Here is a 15373-nt window from a genome sequence, read left to right as displayed (position 1 = left end):
CAACGACTGACCCGTAACACACCGATTCCTGTGGCGAGCGGGCTTGTTGTGGATGAAGCGGGCTTCCTGTGGCGAGCGGGCTTGCCCCGCGCTGGGCTGCGGAGCGGCCCCTAAACCTGAGCACTCACTATGCCTGGATAAACGCGGTGCCTTTATTGGGGCTGCTTCGCAGCCCAACGCGGGGCAAGCCCGCTCGCCACAATTAGCTGTGCAATAAAAGGATACGCAACTCAACGCGGCTATTCCGCCGCCGCTGCTAGCGTGAAAGCTTCTTATCCATGGGAAGGAGCAACGGATTGCCTCGCCAGCCAAACTCTCACCTGTTACGTCGTGGTCGCTATTCAGAAACCGGTCGAGCCTACCTGGTCACCGCTGTCGTGCATCAACGCCATCCATTGTTTCGCGACCTTCGCCTGGGCCGGTTATTAGTCGCGGAATTCAAGAGGGTTCATGACTCAGGGCAGGTCAACTCGCTGGCGTGGGTGATCATGCCGGACCACTTTCATTGGTTGCTCGACCTCAATGGCACGACGCTGCCTGATGTGATGCGCCAGACCAAGTCGCGCAGCACTTTGAGCATCAACAACGCCCGTGGCAGTCGGGAGAAATTCTGGCAGCGTGGCTACCACGACCGGGCGGTGCGCGCTGAAGACGATATTCGGAAAATGGCGCGCTATATCGTCGCCAACCCCCTGCGAGCAGGGTTGGTGGAACGGATTGGCGATTACCCACTGTGGGACGCTGTCTGGTTATGACCCATTGGGACGAGCGGGCCTGTTGTGGCAAGGGGGCCTTTTCTGGCAAACGGCCTTTTGTGGCAAGTGGGCTTCCTGTGGCGAGCGGGCTTGCCCCGCGTTGGGGCGCGAAGCGGCCCCTAAACCTGACCACTCATTGTGCCTGGATAAACGCGGTGCCTTTATTGGGGCTGCTTCGCAGCCCAACGCGGGGCAAGCCCGCTCGCCACAGGAAGCCCGTTCGCCACAACGAGCCTGCTCATCACAACAGCCCCTCTTGCCACAGGAAGCTAGTCGTGAAGGGCCTTTGCGGCGCTCAGTAAACCTTGAAACTTGCGATAACGCGCCGCCAACACCGGCTGCTGCTTCAGGTCAGGTTCATACCGCGCCTTGACCGGCATCCCCGCCGCCAGCAACTCCGCCCCCTGCCCCAGCGCTACAAACCCCAACTTCGCTGCGCCAATACACGCGCTGAGTTCACTACCGTGCAAGGTGAAGATTTCCCGCTGCAGGATATTCGCCAGCAACTGCGCCCAGTACTCACTGCGCGCGCCGCCGCCCACCAGGGCAAAAGCGGTCACGTCGGCGCCGGTCGTCTGCACCGCACGCCATGCATCCAGCAAGCCGAAACCCACCCCTTCCATCACTGCATAACCAAGCATCGCTGGTGTGCAGTCGTGGCCCAGGTTCATGAAGCCGCCGCGCAGCAAAGGATCATTGTGGGGGGTGCGTTCGCCGGCCAGGTACGGCAGGAACAGCGGCGTCCCCAAAGGCACGTGCTGCTCAATCGGCAACTGCGCCTGCACCTGCTCCAGCAGCGTCTGTTCATCGGCCATGCCCGTCAGCCGTGTGACCCAGCGCAAACAACTGGCGCCGGCGAGCATGGCGCCCATGGTGTACCAGCGGTTGGGCAGCGCGTGGCAGAAGCTGTGCACTGCACTGGCCGGATTGCCCGCCGCATGGTCGGTGATGGCGACGATGGCAGCGCTGGTCCCCAGGGTGATAAAGCCATCACCGGCGTTGACCGCGCCGATGCCGACCGCTGCCACAGGGTTGTCCCCGCCACCGCCGGCAATCACCACGTCAGCTGATAAGCCCAGTTCCGTGGCCGTCAACAAAGCGCTCGCCGCACCACCTTCCACCAGCCTGGGCAATTGCTCAGGCGTAAGGCCTGTAGCGCGAACCATGGGGGTAAACCATTGCCGCCGCGCCACATCCAGCCACAACGTACCCGCCGCGTCGGACATCTCGCTGATGCGCTCGCCACTCAAACGCAAGCGCAGGTAATCCTTGGGCGACAGCACGCAATCAATCGCCTGGAACACCTCGGGTTCATGCTGTTGCAACCACAGCAGTTTCGGCGCGGTCAGCCCGGCCATGGGCAGGCTGCCGGTCACCTCGGCAAATCCCGCTCCAAGGCGTTCGGCTTCGGCCACGGCACGGGAGTCGTCCCAGAGGATCGCCGGGTACAACACGCGGTTGTCCGTCCCCAGCAACACCGCGCCGTGCATCTGCCCTGACAGGCCGATACAGGCCACGCGGGTAAACGCCTCGTGTCTGCGCAGTTGCTCCAACGCCTGCAAGCAGGCTTGCCACCAATCTTCCGGCGCCTGTTCAGACCAGCCGCTGTGCCGGCGCGACACGCTCAAGCGCACGCCGGCATGGGCCAGCACCGCGCCCGTGGCGTCCATCAGGATGGCTTTGAGTTCCGATGTGCCCAGGTCAATGCCCAGGGAAACAGGACTGTTCATGCGTGTGTTATTCCAATCAATGACAGCCACAGGAGTTACGTAACTGCAGGGTCGGCGCGAGGCGCACACTTTGGGGCGGTGCGTCAGGCGACGCCATGCGCTGCAGCAACAGGTCGACCGCGCGGGCGCCAAGGGCCTTGACCGGCTGTGCGATCAGGCTCAGGCGCGGCACGAAAAAATCCGCCCAGTCAAAATCATCAAAGCCCACCAGGGCCATTTGTGTCGGCACGTCGAGCTGCGCGTCACGCAAGGCATGCATCGCGCCGAGGGTCATCAGGTTATTGCCGGCCATGATCGCCGTGGGTGGCGAAGCCAGGCCCAGCAACTGCACCGTGGCCTGGCGCGCAGGCTCGGTATTGGAGCCGCCGTTGACCAGCAACTGCGGATCAAACGCCAACCCCGCCGCGTGCAACGCGGCGCGGTAGCCCGCTACCCGCTCATCCGTAGTGCTGAACCCCGTGCGCCCGGCGATAAAACCGATGCGGCGGTGCCCGTGCCCGATCAGGTGTTCAATCAGCGCCTGGGTGGCCTGGGCATTCTCCACCCCGACCTGGTCAAACTGTTCGCTCATCATCCGGTCCACCAACACCGTCGGAATCTCGTTGGCGCGCATGTATTCCAGGGCCATCGAACCGTTCGACGGCGCCAGCACAATACCGTCGACCCGCCGATGATGCAGCGCCGTGACCACCCGCAGCTCCTGCTCCGGGTCGTCGTGGGTGTCGACAAACAGCATCATGTAGCCGTGTTTGGCGCACTCGGTTTCAATCGCGTGCACCGTCTCGCTGAAGTAATGGTTGGACAGCGCCGAGATCGCCACGCCAATCGTGTTGGTACTCGACCGCGCCAGCGAGCGCGCCAGGGTGTTGGGGATATACCCCAGCGCCTGGATCGCCTGCTGCACCGCCAGCACAGTGGCCGGGCTGACTTTGCGGGTGCCGTTCAACACGTGTGACACGGTCGACGTCGACACCCCCGCCCTGCTTGCCACGTCATCCATGGTCACCACGACGCCGTTCCTCTCACCCTATCAATGTTTACTCGACCAACCGCTGTACGTACCGACGTTGTCGCGGGTGATCAGTTTTGGCGTGAGCAGGGTCACCGCTTCGGCCGGAGCCTTGTCGTTGAGCAGGTCATTGCCGACATTCACCGCCGTCTGCGCCATGGCCCACGGGTCCTGGCTGGCAGATGCCTGGATCTGGGTGTCGGTCTTCAGCGCGTTCTCGATATCCGGGGCGCCGTCCACGGAGGTGATGATGATGCCGCTGCGCTTGAGCTGCTTGGCCGCCAGGTCGCTGCCGATGGCTTGCGGGTCGTTGATCGCAAACAGGCCGTCGATTTTCGGGAAGCGCGTGAGGTAGCCCTGCATCACGTTCAGGCCGCCTTCGCGGGAGCCCTTGCCGTCCTGGTCATCGGACAGCACCTTGATGTCCGGCGCGCCGGCCAATGCGGCTTTGCAGCCTTTGACGCGGTCGGTCACGGCGGTGACTTGCGGGCCGTTCTGGATAATCACGTTGCCCTTGCCGGAGAGCTTGTCCACCAGGTATTGGCAGGCGAGCTTGCCGGCTTCGACGTTGTCGGTCTGCACGGTGGCATTCACGCCCTTGGCGTCTACATCCACCGCCACCACCACGATGCCGGCATCGCGGGCTTTCTTGATTGCCGAGGCCATGGCCGAAGGGTCGACGGCGTTGATCAGGATCAGGTCGACCTTGGACGAAATAAAGTTGTCGATCTGCGAGAACTGCTTGCTCAGGTCATAGTCGGCCGACACTGAGGTGACCTTGACGTTGGGGTTCAACTCCTTGGCCCGGGCCGTGGCGCCATCGGCCAGGGTCACGAAATAGGGGTTGCCGAGCGAGCCCATGCTGATACCCAGGGCCTTGAGTTCGCGGGCCTCTACGGCTTGGGACATCAGGGCAGCCAAGGCTACGACGGGAAAGATGCGTTTAAGGTTCATGCGGGTCTCTCTTGTGATTGTTATGGGAGTGAAATCAGGTTCGCGCACCGGACTGGCGATAGCGATCCAGCGCGACCGCGCCGATGATCACGATGCCCTTGATGATGTACTGCCAGATATCCGACACCCCCAGCAGCACCAGGCCGTTGGTGAGTACCGCGATGATCAGCGCGCCGATCAGCGTGCCGCCGATGGTGCCGACGCCACCGGTAAAACTGGTACCGCCGAGGATCACGGCGGCAATCGCATCCAGCTCGTAGGATTGCCCCAGTTGCAGGCCGTTGGCGGCGAACAGGCGCGAGGCGCTCATCACCGCACCCAGCCCGGCCAAGGCGCCGGACATGGCGTAGACGAACAGCAGCACCTTCCACACCTTGATCCCGGAGAGTCGCGCCGCTTCGGGGTTGCCGCCTACCGAATAGATCTGCACGCCCATCACCGTGCGGCGCAGGATGAACCACGACAGCGCCACCACCGCCACGGCGATCACCACCAGCCAGGGCACGCCAAGGATCGAGTCGTTGCCGATAAAGGCAAACGGCAGGTCGGGGTTGAACACGGTCTTGTCATCGGCCAGCAGACGCGCCAGGCCGCGCATGGCGGTGAGTGCGCCAAGGGTGACGATAAACGGCGGCAGGCGCATAAAGGCAATCAACCCGCCGTTGACCAGGCCCAGCAGCAGGCCGAAGCCGATACCGGCGGCAATCCCGAACATGCCGAACTGCGGCGACATCGACGCCTGCAACGCCACCACGGCCGACGCCGCCAGGATCGCGCCCACCGACAGGTCGATACCCGCCGTGAGGATCACAAAGGTCATGCCCGCCGCCAACACCACATTGACCGAGGCCTGTTGGGTGATGATCGACAGGTTCTGCATGGTCAGGAAGTTCTCGCTGGCCAGGGCGAAGCCCACCAGCAGCAGGATCAGCACCGGCAGCATGCCGACCGTGCGCATCAGCTCGCGAACGCGTTCTGCCTTGCCTGTTGTTGCAATCATCGAATCAGCCATGGGCAACCACCTGATCGCCACCGGTGGCGAGGTCAATAATACGTTCCTGGGAGATGGCGTGACCGGAGGCCCCGCCGACTTCGGCCACCAACTGGCCTTCGCGCATGATCAGCACCCGGTCGCAGGTGCCGATGATTTCCGGCAGCTCGCTGGAGATCACCACGATGCCCACGCCGGCCTGCGCCAGTTGATTGATGATGCGGTAGATCTCGGACTTGGAGCCGATGTCCACGCCGCGTGTGGGTTCGTCGAGGATCAGCACATGGGGCTTGACCTCCAGCAGCCGCGCCAGCAAGACCTTCTGCTGGTTGCCGCCGGACAACGCGCCGACATTGACCTTGCCCGACGCCACGCGAATCGACAGCGACTTGATGGCGTCATTGGCGCGTTGCCAGCCATGGCCACGGTCGAGCACGCCGCCGGCGCGGGCATCCGGCACACAGGCGCAGACGTTGATGTTGTCGGCCACGCTCATGTCCAGGAACAGGCCCTGGGCCTTGCGGTCTTCGGTGAGGTAGACCACGCCGGCACGAATCGCATCCGCCGGATTGCGCAGTTGCGTCACGGTCTTGCCCACCACCTCCAGGGTGCCGCTGGTGCGCGGATCGGCGGCGAAGATCAGCCGCGCCAGCTCGGTGCGCCCTGCCCCGACCAGCCCGGCGATACCCAGCACTTCACCGGCATGCAGGTCGAAACTGCAGTTGCGCACACGCTTGCCATCGGCCATGTCACGCACGCGCATCACCACCGCACCGGGGTCGTAGGCGGCGTGTTCCTTCTTGTAGAAACCGGACAGATCGCGGCCGACCATCATCTTCACCAGGACTTCAGCCGACAGCGCGTCGCGACTCAGTTCGCCGATGTATTGGCCGTCGCGCAGCACCGAGACACGGTCCGACAGTTCATAGATCTCGGCCATGCGATGACTGATGTAGATGATCGCCAGGCCCTGGCTGCGCAGTTGCTTGATCAGCGCAAACAGGCGGTCGGTCTCGCGCGACGACAGCGGCGTGGTCGGTTCGTCCATCACCAGGATCCTGGCGTGGGCGTGCAAGGCCCGGGCGATTTCCACCAGCTGGCGCTCGGCAATCGACAGGCTGCTGACCTTGGTGGCTGGAGTGAATTCGGCGCCCAGGCGTTGCAGGACTTCGACGCAACCGGCCTGCATGCCCTTGCGGTCGATGGTCCAGCCCCGGCGCAGTTCGCGGCCCAGGTAGATGTTCTCGGCCACGCTCAGGTTCGGGCACAGGCTCAATTCCTGGTAGATCACGGCGATGCCGAGGGCTTTGGCGGTGGCAGGGGTAAAGGTGGCCACGGGCTGGCCGGCCATGCGGATTTCACCGCCGGGATCGGCCTGGTAAGCGCCGGAGAGGATTTTCATCAGGGTCGATTTGCCGGCGCCGTTCTCCCCCATCAAGGCGTGGATTTCGCCGGGGTAGACCTTCAGGCCGACATTCTTGAGCACGCGCAAACCGTTGAAGGTTTTGCTGATGCCCTGCATCTCAAGCAAGGGTTCAAGGCTCATCAATGAGCTCCTGGTTTTATTATTTTTGTAGTTCAGCCCTCTTTGGATCAGAGCCGATTGCCACCGACTCTAATCAGATACATTTACTTACGCAAGCGCTTGCGTAGGCCGTTTGTCGCTAGAAGAAACGTTTCATCAAGCACATAAAGTTCGATTTTTGCATTTCTAACGTTTTGGCAGCATGCGCTTCAAGGTGTTGTCGCGCACCCAATAATGGTGGAACAACGGCCTCGAACTGGTATTCGATGTCAACGATACCCAGTACCCCTTAACGACCGATGCCGGCGCGATCAATATCGCCCTGACCAACCTGGTGACCAACGCGGCGAACTTCTCCCCGGAACACGGCGTGATTACCGTCAGTTTGGGCAAAACAGCCAAGGGGCTGGTCCTGAGCGTCGACGATCAGGGCCCCGGCATCGACGAGAGTCAGCGTGAGCGGCTGTTCGAGCGTTTCTACAGCCGTGGCAATGCCCAGGGCGCCGGCCTGGGCCTGACCATCGTGCAAGCCATCGCCCAACGCCTGGGCGGCCAAGTGCGCCTGGACAACCTGGCGGCTGGTGGTCTTCGGGCGAGCCTGGAAATCCCGCAGTGATCTACCCGGCGGCTATCAAGGCGTAATCGCGACTTTCATCACCCCATCGCGCTGATGGGCAAACAGTTCATAGGCCGCCTCGATGTCGTCGAGCTTGAAGCGGTGGGTCACCAGCGGCGACAGGTCCACCCCGCCGCTGGCGACCACCGCCATCAAGCGCCGCATGCGTTCCTTGCCGCCGGGGCACAGGGTCGAAACGATGCTGTAATCCCCCAGGCCTGCGCCAAACGCGTCATAGGGGATGCGCAGGTCGCTGGAGTACACCCCAAGGCTGGACAAGCGGCCACCGGGCCGCAGCACGCGCAAGGCCGATTCGAACGTGCCTTGGGTGCCCAACGCCTCGATCGCCACATCCACGCCACGGCCGTCGGTCAGGGCCATGATCTGCTCGACCACGTTGCCTTGCTTGAAATCGACGATATGGGTCGCGCCCAGGCCACGGGCGACGCCCATGCGTTCGCTGACGCCGTCGATGCCAATGATCATCGACGCGCCTTTTAGCCGTGCCCCCGCCACCGCGCACAAGCCGATCGGCCCGAGGGCAAACACCGCCACCGTGTCGCCAATGTTGACCTCACCACGCTCGGCACCGGAAAAGCCGGTGGACATGATGTCCGGGCACATCAGCACCTGCTCGTCACTCAGGCCATCGGGGATCGGGCACAGGTTGGCCAGCGCATCGGGCACCAGCACGTATTCGGCCTGGCAGCCGTCGAGGGTGTTGCCGAATTTCCAGCCGCCGGCCGCACGGAAACCATGGCGGGTGTCGGGGCCGTCCTGGGCGCCGCAGCCGCACAGGCACGCATAGCTCTGCCCACTGGGCGTGATTGCGCCGGCGATCACCCGTTGCCCTTCGACGAAGCCGCGCACCTGGGAGCCCAGCCGCTCGATGACGCCCACCGGCTCATGGCCCACCGTCAGCCCTTTGGCCACCGGGTACTCACCGCGCAGGATATGCACGTCGGTGCCGCAGATGGTCGTGGTGGTGATCCGCACCAGGGCGTCGAGCGGGCCGACCTCGGGGATCGGTTTGTCCTCGAGGACGATGCGGTTTTTCTCAACGAAGACAGCGGCTCTCATGGTTGCCATGGTGTGACCTCCTGCTGGGCATGTGGGGTGGGACCAGACTGCGCCGCGACGGCGCGCCGAACGTTGATCATGGTCAACCCTTTGCCGATGCACATGACCGAACGTCGCTTGCCCTGCCCGGCGGCCCGGCGTCTTGATGCAGATCAATGGCGCCCCTGCCCCCAGGGGCATGATCGACCAAGGCACTACTGCCCGATGCCCTTCACCGCCACGGGTTCACAAGGGCGATCACCCTGTCTGCTGCGGCAGCGTATGGGGCGTCTGACCCGAACGCTTCGACTGACCGCCAGGAGCCCACACCATGCCTACCCTCGACGCACGCAACCAGCACGCCGACCGCGCCTACGCTGCGCAACCGAAGCCCCACTGGATCGATCAGCTCGACGATGGCCGTCATGTGCTGGTACGCCCACTCGGCGCCGACGACCGTGAACGGGAATACCATTTCATCAAGGGCCTGTCCCGTGAATCGCGGCACGCGCGCTTCCTGGGCGAAATCAACGAGCCCGGCAAGACCCTGATGGACCAATTGATGGATGTCGATAACCAGCAACGCCTGGCCTTTATCGCCTTGGTGCACGACAACGGGCAACTGATCGAGATCGGCGTGGCCCGCTATGCTGCGGCCAAGGCGGATGCATGCGAATGCGCGGTCACGGTGGCCGATGCGTGGCAACACCTGGGCCTGGGGCGCCTTTTGATGCAGCACCTGATGACGGCGGCGCGCGCCAATGGCTTCAGGCGCATGTACACGGTCGACGCGGCAACCAATGCGCCGTTGCGCGAGTTGAACCACGCCTTGGGATTCCACAGCGTCATCGACCCGGATGACAGCACCCAGGTCATCAGCAGCGTGACGCTCTAAGCCACCCGGCACCCTGACAGGGCGGCCTGCCGCCCTTTGCCGGCATACATTCGTTTGAGTGTATTCATACCGCCCTGCAGGCGGCATCTGCTATTGTCCGAGGACCTCATCTCCTCCTTATCGCGTCCACGCGATTTTCTGTGAGCATGCTCTGCGGCCCTGTCATCGACGCGGCCGGGCCGATCTGCCTGGAAAGCACCGCCATGGACAAACCCGTTACTGGATCACCGCCCGAAGCCCAATCGCGGGCCGAAAAAATCGTCGAATTCAAACGCCAGAAAACCCTGCTGAAAACCGGTGCCCTGCAAGACGCGATCTTCAACAGCGCCTACTTCTCCAGCATCGCCACCGATGAAAAAGGCGTGATCCAGATCTTCAATGTCGGCGCCGAACGCATGCTCGGGTATGCGGCCGACGATGTACTCAACCGCATTACCCCCGCCGACATTTCTGACCCCGCCGAGTTGATCACCCGCGCCGCTGCCCTCAGCCTGGAACTCGACACACCGATCACACCAGGCTTCGAAGCCTTGGTATTCAAGGCCTCCCGTGGCATCGAAGATATTTACGAGCTGACCTATATCCGCAAGGACGGCAGCCGGCTGTCGGCCATGGTGTCGGTGACGGCGCTGCGCAACCGTCATGACACCATCATCGGTTACCTGTTGATCGGTACCGACAACACCGCACGCAAACAGGAAGAAGCCGAGCGCAAAGGCTTTGAGCGGGCGTTGGAGGAAAAGAACCTGGAGCTGGAACATGCCAGCCATATGAAGTCCGAATTCCTCGCCACCATGTCCCACGAATTGCGCACGCCGCTGAATGCGGTGATCGGTTTTTCCGAGGCGCTGAAGGATGGGCTGGTGGGCGATATGAGCGATATCCAGCGCGAATACATCGGCGATATCTTCACCAGCGGCCAGCACCTGCTGTCGCTGATCAACGACATCCTTGACCTGTCCAAGGTCGAAGCCGGCATGATGGACCTGGAGCTGGAAGCCGTGGAGTTCGCCGGTTTGCTGGCTAACAGCCTGTTGATCGTGCGGGAAAAAGCCGCGCTGCAACGTATCCAGTTGAAGCTCGAAAGCCAGGACGACTTCGGTACGCTGGAGCTGGACCTGCGCAAGACCAAACAGATCATCTACAACCTGCTGGCCAATGCGGTGAAGTTCAGTGAGCACGGCAGCTCCGTGACCCTCGGCGCGCGTGAGGTCGGGCGCGACCAGGTGGGCCTGATCCCCGGCGAATGGCCAACCTACGGCTTTGCCCTGCAACCCAGCGCCCACCAGCAGTTTCTGGAACTGAGCGTCAGCGACACGGGCATCGGCATTGCCGAGGACGACATGGGCAAGTTGTTCAAGGCGTTCAGCCAGATCGACAGCAGCCTGGCGCGCAAATTCGAAGGCACTGGCCTGGGCCTGGCGATGGTCAAGCAACTCACCGACCTGCATGGCGGCAGTGTCGCGGTGGCCAGTCGCGAAGGCCTGGGCACGCGGTTTGTGGTGTGGCTGCCGTTGCACCGTGCGCCGGAGGCTTCATGGCTGAAATCCTGATCGTGGAAGACAACGAGGCGAATATGCGCCTGGCGCGGCTGCTGCTGATCAACGCCGGGCACACGGTATTGTGGGCCGCCGATGCCGAGACAGGCCTGACCCTGGCCCGGGAAAAACAACCAGCGCTGATCCTGATGGATATCCAACTGCCGGGCATGGACGGCCTGGCTGCCACCGCGTTGCTCAAGCAAGCGCCCCATACCGCGCATATCCCGGTGATCGCCCTGACGGCCATGGCCATGAAGGAAGACCGCGAAAAAACCCGCCTGGCCGGTTGCGATGCCTACATCATCAAACCGTTACGCTATAAAGAGCTGTACAAGGTCATTGACACGCTGCTGCAACAGGGCACCCCTCCTCTCTTATGAGTCCTCTCCATGGCCAGCCAACCCGCAACGCTGTTGATCGTTGATGACGAACCCCAGGTTCGCAAGCTGCTGGAAACCCTGCTGCAACATGAGGGCTACCAGACCCTGAGTGCCGGCAGCGGCGAAGAAGCCTTGCAACTGGTGGCCAAACAGCCGCCAGACCTGATCCTGCTGGACATCATGATGCCGGGCATGGACGGCTACGAAGTCGCCAGCCAGCTCAAGGGCGATGCCGCCACGGCGAGTATTCCGATCATCATGCTATCGGCCCTCAGCGAGTCGAGTGCACGGGTCAGTGGCCTGGAAACCGGCGCCGAAGAGTTCATCAGCAAACCGGTGGAACGGGTCGAGTTGTGGCTGCGGGTGCGCAACCTGCTGCGGCTCAAGAGCCACGGCGATCAACTCAAGCGCCATAGCCAGTTGCTTGAACAGCAACTGCGCCAACATGCCGGTGACATGGCGCGCATGAACGTGCACGACCTGGCCCGCCAGGACCTGGAAAACGCCCTGCGCCAGGCCGTGGAGCACGAAGAATTCACCCTGCACTACCAGCCCAAAGTCGCGTTGGCCGACGGGCAGATCTGCGCCCTGGAGGCGTTGCTGCGCTGGGAACGCCCGGGCTACGGCGCGGTGTCGCCAGCGGTGTTCGTACCCATCCTGGAAAGCCTGGGCTTGATCGTGGAAGTGGGACGCTGGGTGATCGACAGCGTGTGCCGACAGATTGCGGCGTGGCAGCGCAGCGAAATCGGCGCCGTCGAAGTGTCGGTGAACGTGTCCGGGCATCAATTGATCGAAGGCGACCTGATTGCCGATATCGCGCACATCCTCGAACAAACCGGGGTGCAATCGCACTGGCTGGAAGTGGAGCTGACCGAAGGCTCGCTGATGGAAAACACCCAGCACACCATCGCCAGCCTGCAACGCCTGCGCGCCATGGGTGTGAAGATCTCCATCGACGACTTCGGCACCGGCTATTCCAGCCTGGCTTACCTGCGACGCTTTCCCATCGACACGCTGAAGATCGACATTGCGTTTATCCGTGAGGTCACCAGCAACCCCCAGGACGCCGCGATCACCCGCACCATCATCGAACTGGCCCACAGCCTGAGCCTGCGGGTGGTGGCCGAAGGCGTGGAAACCCAGGCGCAATTGGCGTTCCTCAAGGAGGCCGGCTGCGATCAGATCCAGGGCTACCTGTTCAGCCGACCGTTGCCCGCCGCCACCCTGGAACGGCTGCTGCTGGAGCGTGCATCGCCGCTGTAGCAGTGGGCCGACTCACCCGGCCACTTGAGCCGACGCAATCACATTGAACCCGCAGCCGGCCTGGGTCCTCGAACGTCCATAGACCATGGCCCTGGATACTGCTCGATGACGTTTATTCTATGGATGGCGGTCCTGGGCGCCGTGCTGCTGACCCTCGCCCTCACCTCCTCTTACCTGCGCTGGATGCCGGTGACCACTTCGGCGGTGTGCCTGCTGCTGGGCGTGGGCATTGGCCCGCTCGGCGTCGACCTGCTGCAGCTGGACATCCAACAGTCTGCGCGCTGGATGGAACACCTCACCGAAGTCGCGGTGCTGTTTTCATTGTTCGTCAGCGGCCTCAAGCTGCGCCTGCCCCTGGGCCATCGCACCTGGCGCATCGCGTTCGGTATGGCTGGGCCGGTCATGCTGTTGACCATCCTCGGCAGCTGCCTGGCGCTGCATTACGTATTTGAACTGTCGTGGGGGGTGTCGCTGCTGGTGGGTGCCATTCTGGCGCCGACCGATCCGGTGCTGGCGGGCCTGGTCCAGGTCAACAATGCACAGGATTACGATGCGCTGCGCTTCGGGTTGTCCGGGGAAGCCGGGTTGAACGATGGCACGGCCTTCCCCTTCGTGATTTTTGCCCTGATCTTCATGCAGCACGGCGGCTTTGACGGTGACTGGCTCGGCGGCTGGGCGTTGAAGAACCTGTTGTGGGCGGTGCCGGCCGGGCTGTTGATCGGCTACTGGATGGGCCGCGGCATTGGCCGCGTGACGCTGTGGCTGCGCATCACCAACAGTGACAGCACCCTGTCCCCGAATGACTACCTGACCCTCGCCCTGATTGCCCTGGCCTATGTGGTGGCCGAGGGCGTCGGCGGTTACGGCTTCCTGTCGGTGTTTGCCGCCGGGCTCGGCTTGCGTCAGGCCGAGTTCAGGTCAACCGGCAACTCGCATACACCGTCCGAGCATTTGGCGCTGCCGGTGGTGGGTCATCTGGACGTCGAGCCGGAACGTGCCCTGCAAGGGGATGTGAGCGAGCTGGCGGACACCCAGATCGCCGCCGGCGTGATGATGGGCGACATGCTTTCGTTCGGCAGCCTGGTGGAGCGTTCGATGGAAGTGTTCCTGGTGACGTTGCTGGGGATCGTCCTGGTCAGCCATTGGGATTGGCGGGCGTTGCCGTTGGCGGCATTGCTGTTTTGCGTGATTCGACCGATCAGTGTGTTTGCACTGCCTTGGGGGCGCCTGATCGATCGCCGACAGCGCGGGCTGATGGGCTGGTTCGGGATTCGCGGCATCGGCAGCATCTACTACCTGTTCTACGCGCTCAACCATGGACTTGTCGGCACCAGCAGCGCGGTGGCGGTGAACCTGACCTTGTCGGTGATCGCCTTGAGCATCGTCGTTCATGGCTTGAGTACCCAGCCGATGCTGGCGTGGTATGAACGACGAGCTCAGGCGAAAGCGCAATCCTGACGCTGTGCCGGGGGATTAATCGGGCTTTTCTGGATGGCCCACATCCGCCGCGTCGTCCGGATCGTTGAGCGGCACTTGTGCATCATCCATCAGCGAACCGGGGTCCTCATTGCCGGGGTCGTTGAGTTCTTCTTCCTGTTCTTTGGACATGATCGTCTCCTCTAACCGCCTTGAGTGTCGATATCGGCATCGGTTTCAGGCTTGGGCTCGCGCTCGGGCTTGAAGTCTGGACTGTAGTCGTTTTCCTTGGCCTTGGGGTCGGCGGCGGGTTTCGGGTCTTTCGGCGCATCGGCTGCTGTGGCTGGGGCCGGTTCGCCGCCGTCGATCGCAGGATCGTTACGGTTGCTGGTTTGCGGATCGTTGTCAGTGCTCATGGGTCACCTCGTTTGAAAAACGCAGACTGCGTAAAGGTAAGGTCCCGTGCGGGGCGTTGAAGTTCCAACGGCTTAGGAGCCCGGGTTATCCACTTGGATGTAAAACGCGTACGCCCCCAACAGCACCCAGAACACCATGAACAACCAGGGCGCCCGCATCGAGAACAGCAGCGACTTGCGATACCCCTTGTGGGACGACTCCGTTTCGGAAAACAGCGGTGACTCATCGTAGGCCATGCCCATCACCGGCTCGCTGCGCAGCAGTTCGCTCTGCTTGTAGTGCCAGTGATCGATGATTTCGTAAGCGGCGCGAATCCCCGGCCAGGCATTCAGGGAACTGAGGATGCCGAGCAGCGCCAGGAACACCGGCACTACCAGGGTGAACAATTTCCCCCACTCCGGGTTGAGGTTGCCCATGCCGGACACAAAGGCAATCACCAGGAACGACTGCGCCGTGAGGTAGGCGTCAGTGCGGTTGGCCAGGATCGTGGTTTCGTACTGGATTTCGCGGCGGTAGAAGTCGAGACGGTCCTTGGGTGAACCAAAGATTTTTGCGTTGTGTTCACTGTGGTCGGTCAGGCTCGATTCCGGGGTGTCGGGGGAGATGATTCTGGGCACATCCGTGCTCCCTACTGGGCTGAAACCCATTAGAAGAATCGGGCTGGGGTGAAGTTCAAGTTTGTTGTTGCACCATCGCGGTGCGTAAACCGCTCTTTTATGGTGAGTGGCTTGTTGTGACGAGCCAGCTTGTTGTGGCGAGCGGGCTTGCCCCGCGTTGGAGTGCGAAGCGCTCCCAGGATTTTTTGGGGCCGCTACGCAGCCC

15 protein-coding genes and 1 pseudogene are annotated in these 15373 nt (G+C 62.6%); 7 read left to right on the top strand and 9 right to left on the bottom strand.

From position 1 onward, the window contains the following. Positions 1-296: 296 nt before the first annotated feature. Entirely contained in the window at positions 297-755 is a 459-nt protein-coding gene (locus J1G35_RS29275; protein ID WP_223016722.1) for a transposase, read from the top strand. A 269-nt stretch (positions 756-1024) separates the two neighbouring features. On the opposite strand, the gene xylB is transcribed toward J1G35_RS29275, so the two are convergent. The 5 genes from xylB to J1G35_RS29250 are packed head-to-tail and all read right to left on the bottom strand — an operon-like array spanning position 1025 to position 6985. Then, entirely contained in the window at positions 1025-2485 is a 1461-nt protein-coding gene (xylB, locus tag J1G35_RS29270; protein ID WP_223016721.1) for a xylulokinase, read from the bottom strand. 16 nt (positions 2486-2501) lie between these two features. Beyond that, entirely contained in the window at positions 2502-3494 is a 993-nt protein-coding gene (locus J1G35_RS29265) for a LacI family DNA-binding transcriptional regulator (RefSeq protein WP_223016720.1), read from the bottom strand. 21 nt (positions 3495-3515) lie between these two features. Then, complete coding sequence (locus tag J1G35_RS29260; protein WP_131696351.1) at positions 3516-4448, bottom strand: ABC transporter substrate-binding protein; 933 nt, start codon at positions 4446-4448, stop codon at positions 3516-3518. Positions 4449-4482: 34 nt separating this feature from the next. After that, positions 4483-5460, bottom strand: a complete 978-nt coding sequence (locus J1G35_RS29255; protein WP_053130049.1) for a ribose ABC transporter permease — start codon at positions 5458-5460, stop codon at positions 4483-4485. Beyond that, complete coding sequence (locus J1G35_RS29250; RefSeq protein ID WP_223016719.1) at positions 5453-6985, bottom strand: sugar ABC transporter ATP-binding protein; 1533 nt, start codon at positions 6983-6985, stop codon at positions 5453-5455. Before J1G35_RS29250 ends, J1G35_RS29255 begins: the two co-directional genes overlap by 8 nt. Positions 6986-7205: 220 nt before the next feature. Here J1G35_RS29250 and J1G35_RS29245 point away from each other — a divergent pair. Next, a pseudogene (locus J1G35_RS29245) lies at positions 7206-7580 on the top strand (sensor histidine kinase); the annotation flags it as partial. A gap of 15 nt (positions 7581-7595) precedes the next feature. Here the strand turns inward: J1G35_RS29245 and J1G35_RS29240 are convergent. After that, positions 7596-8669: an NAD(P)-dependent alcohol dehydrogenase gene (locus J1G35_RS29240; RefSeq protein ID WP_223016718.1), complete on the bottom strand. Its 1074-nt coding sequence runs from the start codon at positions 8667-8669 to the stop codon at positions 7596-7598. A 301-nt stretch (positions 8670-8970) separates the two neighbouring features. Here J1G35_RS29240 and J1G35_RS29235 point away from each other — a divergent pair, with 301 nt between their 5' ends. The 5 genes from J1G35_RS29235 (at position 8971) to J1G35_RS29215 (ending at position 14176) form a co-directional block, all read left to right on the top strand. Then, positions 8971-9534, top strand: a complete 564-nt coding sequence (locus J1G35_RS29235; protein ID WP_223016717.1) for a GNAT family N-acetyltransferase — start codon at positions 8971-8973, stop codon at positions 9532-9534. Positions 9535-9737: 203 nt separating this feature from the next. Next, on the top strand, positions 9738-11087 hold the full coding sequence (locus tag J1G35_RS29230; RefSeq protein ID WP_223016723.1) for a PAS domain-containing sensor histidine kinase: 1350 nt from the start codon (positions 9738-9740) through the stop codon (positions 11085-11087). Continuing rightward, on the top strand, positions 11072-11455 hold the full coding sequence (locus J1G35_RS29225) for a response regulator (RefSeq protein WP_053130130.1): 384 nt from the start codon (positions 11072-11074) through the stop codon (positions 11453-11455). The genes J1G35_RS29230 and J1G35_RS29225 overlap by 16 nt, the downstream gene beginning before the upstream one ends. A gap of 9 nt (positions 11456-11464) precedes the next feature. Next, a complete protein-coding gene (locus tag J1G35_RS29220; RefSeq protein ID WP_053130077.1) occupies positions 11465-12718 on the top strand; it encodes an EAL domain-containing response regulator in 1254 nt (417 codons plus the stop codon). Positions 12719-12823: 105 nt separating this feature from the next. Further along, positions 12824-14176 (top strand): sodium:proton antiporter, encoded by a 1353-nt coding sequence (locus tag J1G35_RS29215; RefSeq protein ID WP_223016716.1) that lies wholly within the window; start codon positions 12824-12826, stop codon positions 14174-14176. Positions 14177-14191: 15 nt separating this feature from the next. Here the strand turns inward: J1G35_RS29215 and J1G35_RS31125 are convergent, their stop codons facing one another. The 3 genes from J1G35_RS31125 to J1G35_RS29205 all read right to left on the bottom strand — a co-directional run bounded on the left by J1G35_RS31125 (position 14192) and on the right by J1G35_RS29205 (position 15168). Next, positions 14192-14326: a hypothetical protein gene (locus J1G35_RS31125; protein WP_262417463.1), complete on the bottom strand. Its 135-nt coding sequence runs from the start codon at positions 14324-14326 to the stop codon at positions 14192-14194. A gap of 11 nt (positions 14327-14337) precedes the next feature. Continuing rightward, positions 14338-14550, bottom strand: coding sequence for a hypothetical protein (locus tag J1G35_RS29210; protein ID WP_053130082.1), 213 nt, complete (start codon positions 14548-14550; stop codon positions 14338-14340). Between the two features lie 72 nt (positions 14551-14622). Continuing rightward, positions 14623-15168 carry a hypothetical protein gene (locus tag J1G35_RS29205; protein ID WP_053130084.1) on the bottom strand — a complete coding sequence of 182 codons (546 nt, stop codon included), beginning with the start codon at positions 15166-15168 and terminating at the stop codon, positions 14623-14625. Positions 15169-15373 lie beyond the last annotated feature (205 nt).

This window comes from Pseudomonas sp. SH10-3B, assembly GCF_019891415.1.
Classification (GTDB): Bacteria; Pseudomonadota; Gammaproteobacteria; order Pseudomonadales; family Pseudomonadaceae; genus Aquipseudomonas.
Note: the sequence above shows the minus strand (reverse complement) of the source record. Positions and strands in the feature narration are given on the sequence as shown.

What these genes read in the sequence shown, in the direction of transcription:
- xylB (WP_223016721.1), bottom strand. Translation starts at nt 2,485, where the DNA reads ATGAACAGTCCTGTTTCCCTGGGCATTGACCTGGGCACATCGGAACTC.
- J1G35_RS29260 (WP_131696351.1), bottom strand. Translation starts at nt 4,448, where the DNA reads ATGAACCTTAAACGCATCTTTCCCGTCGTAGCCTTGGCTGCCCTGATG.
- J1G35_RS29255 (WP_053130049.1), bottom strand. Translation starts at nt 5,460, where the DNA reads ATGGCTGATTCGATGATTGCAACAACAGGCAAGGCAGAACGCGTTCGC.
- J1G35_RS29250 (WP_223016719.1), bottom strand. Translation starts at nt 6,985, where the DNA reads ATGAGCCTTGAACCCTTGCTTGAGATGCAGGGCATCAGCAAAACCTTC.
- J1G35_RS29240 (WP_223016718.1), bottom strand. Translation starts at nt 8,669, where the DNA reads ATGGCAACCATGAGAGCCGCTGTCTTCGTTGAGAAAAACCGCATCGTC.
- J1G35_RS29235 (WP_223016717.1), top strand. Translation starts at nt 8,971, where the DNA reads ATGCCTACCCTCGACGCACGCAACCAGCACGCCGACCGCGCCTACGCT.
- J1G35_RS29230 (WP_223016723.1), top strand. Translation starts at nt 9,738, where the DNA reads ATGGACAAACCCGTTACTGGATCACCGCCCGAAGCCCAATCGCGGGCC.
- J1G35_RS29225 (WP_053130130.1), top strand. Translation starts at nt 11,072, where the DNA reads ATGGCTGAAATCCTGATCGTGGAAGACAACGAGGCGAATATGCGCCTG.
- J1G35_RS29220 (WP_053130077.1), top strand. Translation starts at nt 11,465, where the DNA reads ATGGCCAGCCAACCCGCAACGCTGTTGATCGTTGATGACGAACCCCAG.
- J1G35_RS29215 (WP_223016716.1), top strand. Translation starts at nt 12,824, where the DNA reads ATGACGTTTATTCTATGGATGGCGGTCCTGGGCGCCGTGCTGCTGACC.
- J1G35_RS31125 (WP_262417463.1), bottom strand. Translation starts at nt 14,326, where the DNA reads ATGTCCAAAGAACAGGAAGAAGAACTCAACGACCCCGGCAATGAGGAC.
- J1G35_RS29210 (WP_053130082.1), bottom strand. Translation starts at nt 14,550, where the DNA reads ATGAGCACTGACAACGATCCGCAAACCAGCAACCGTAACGATCCTGCG.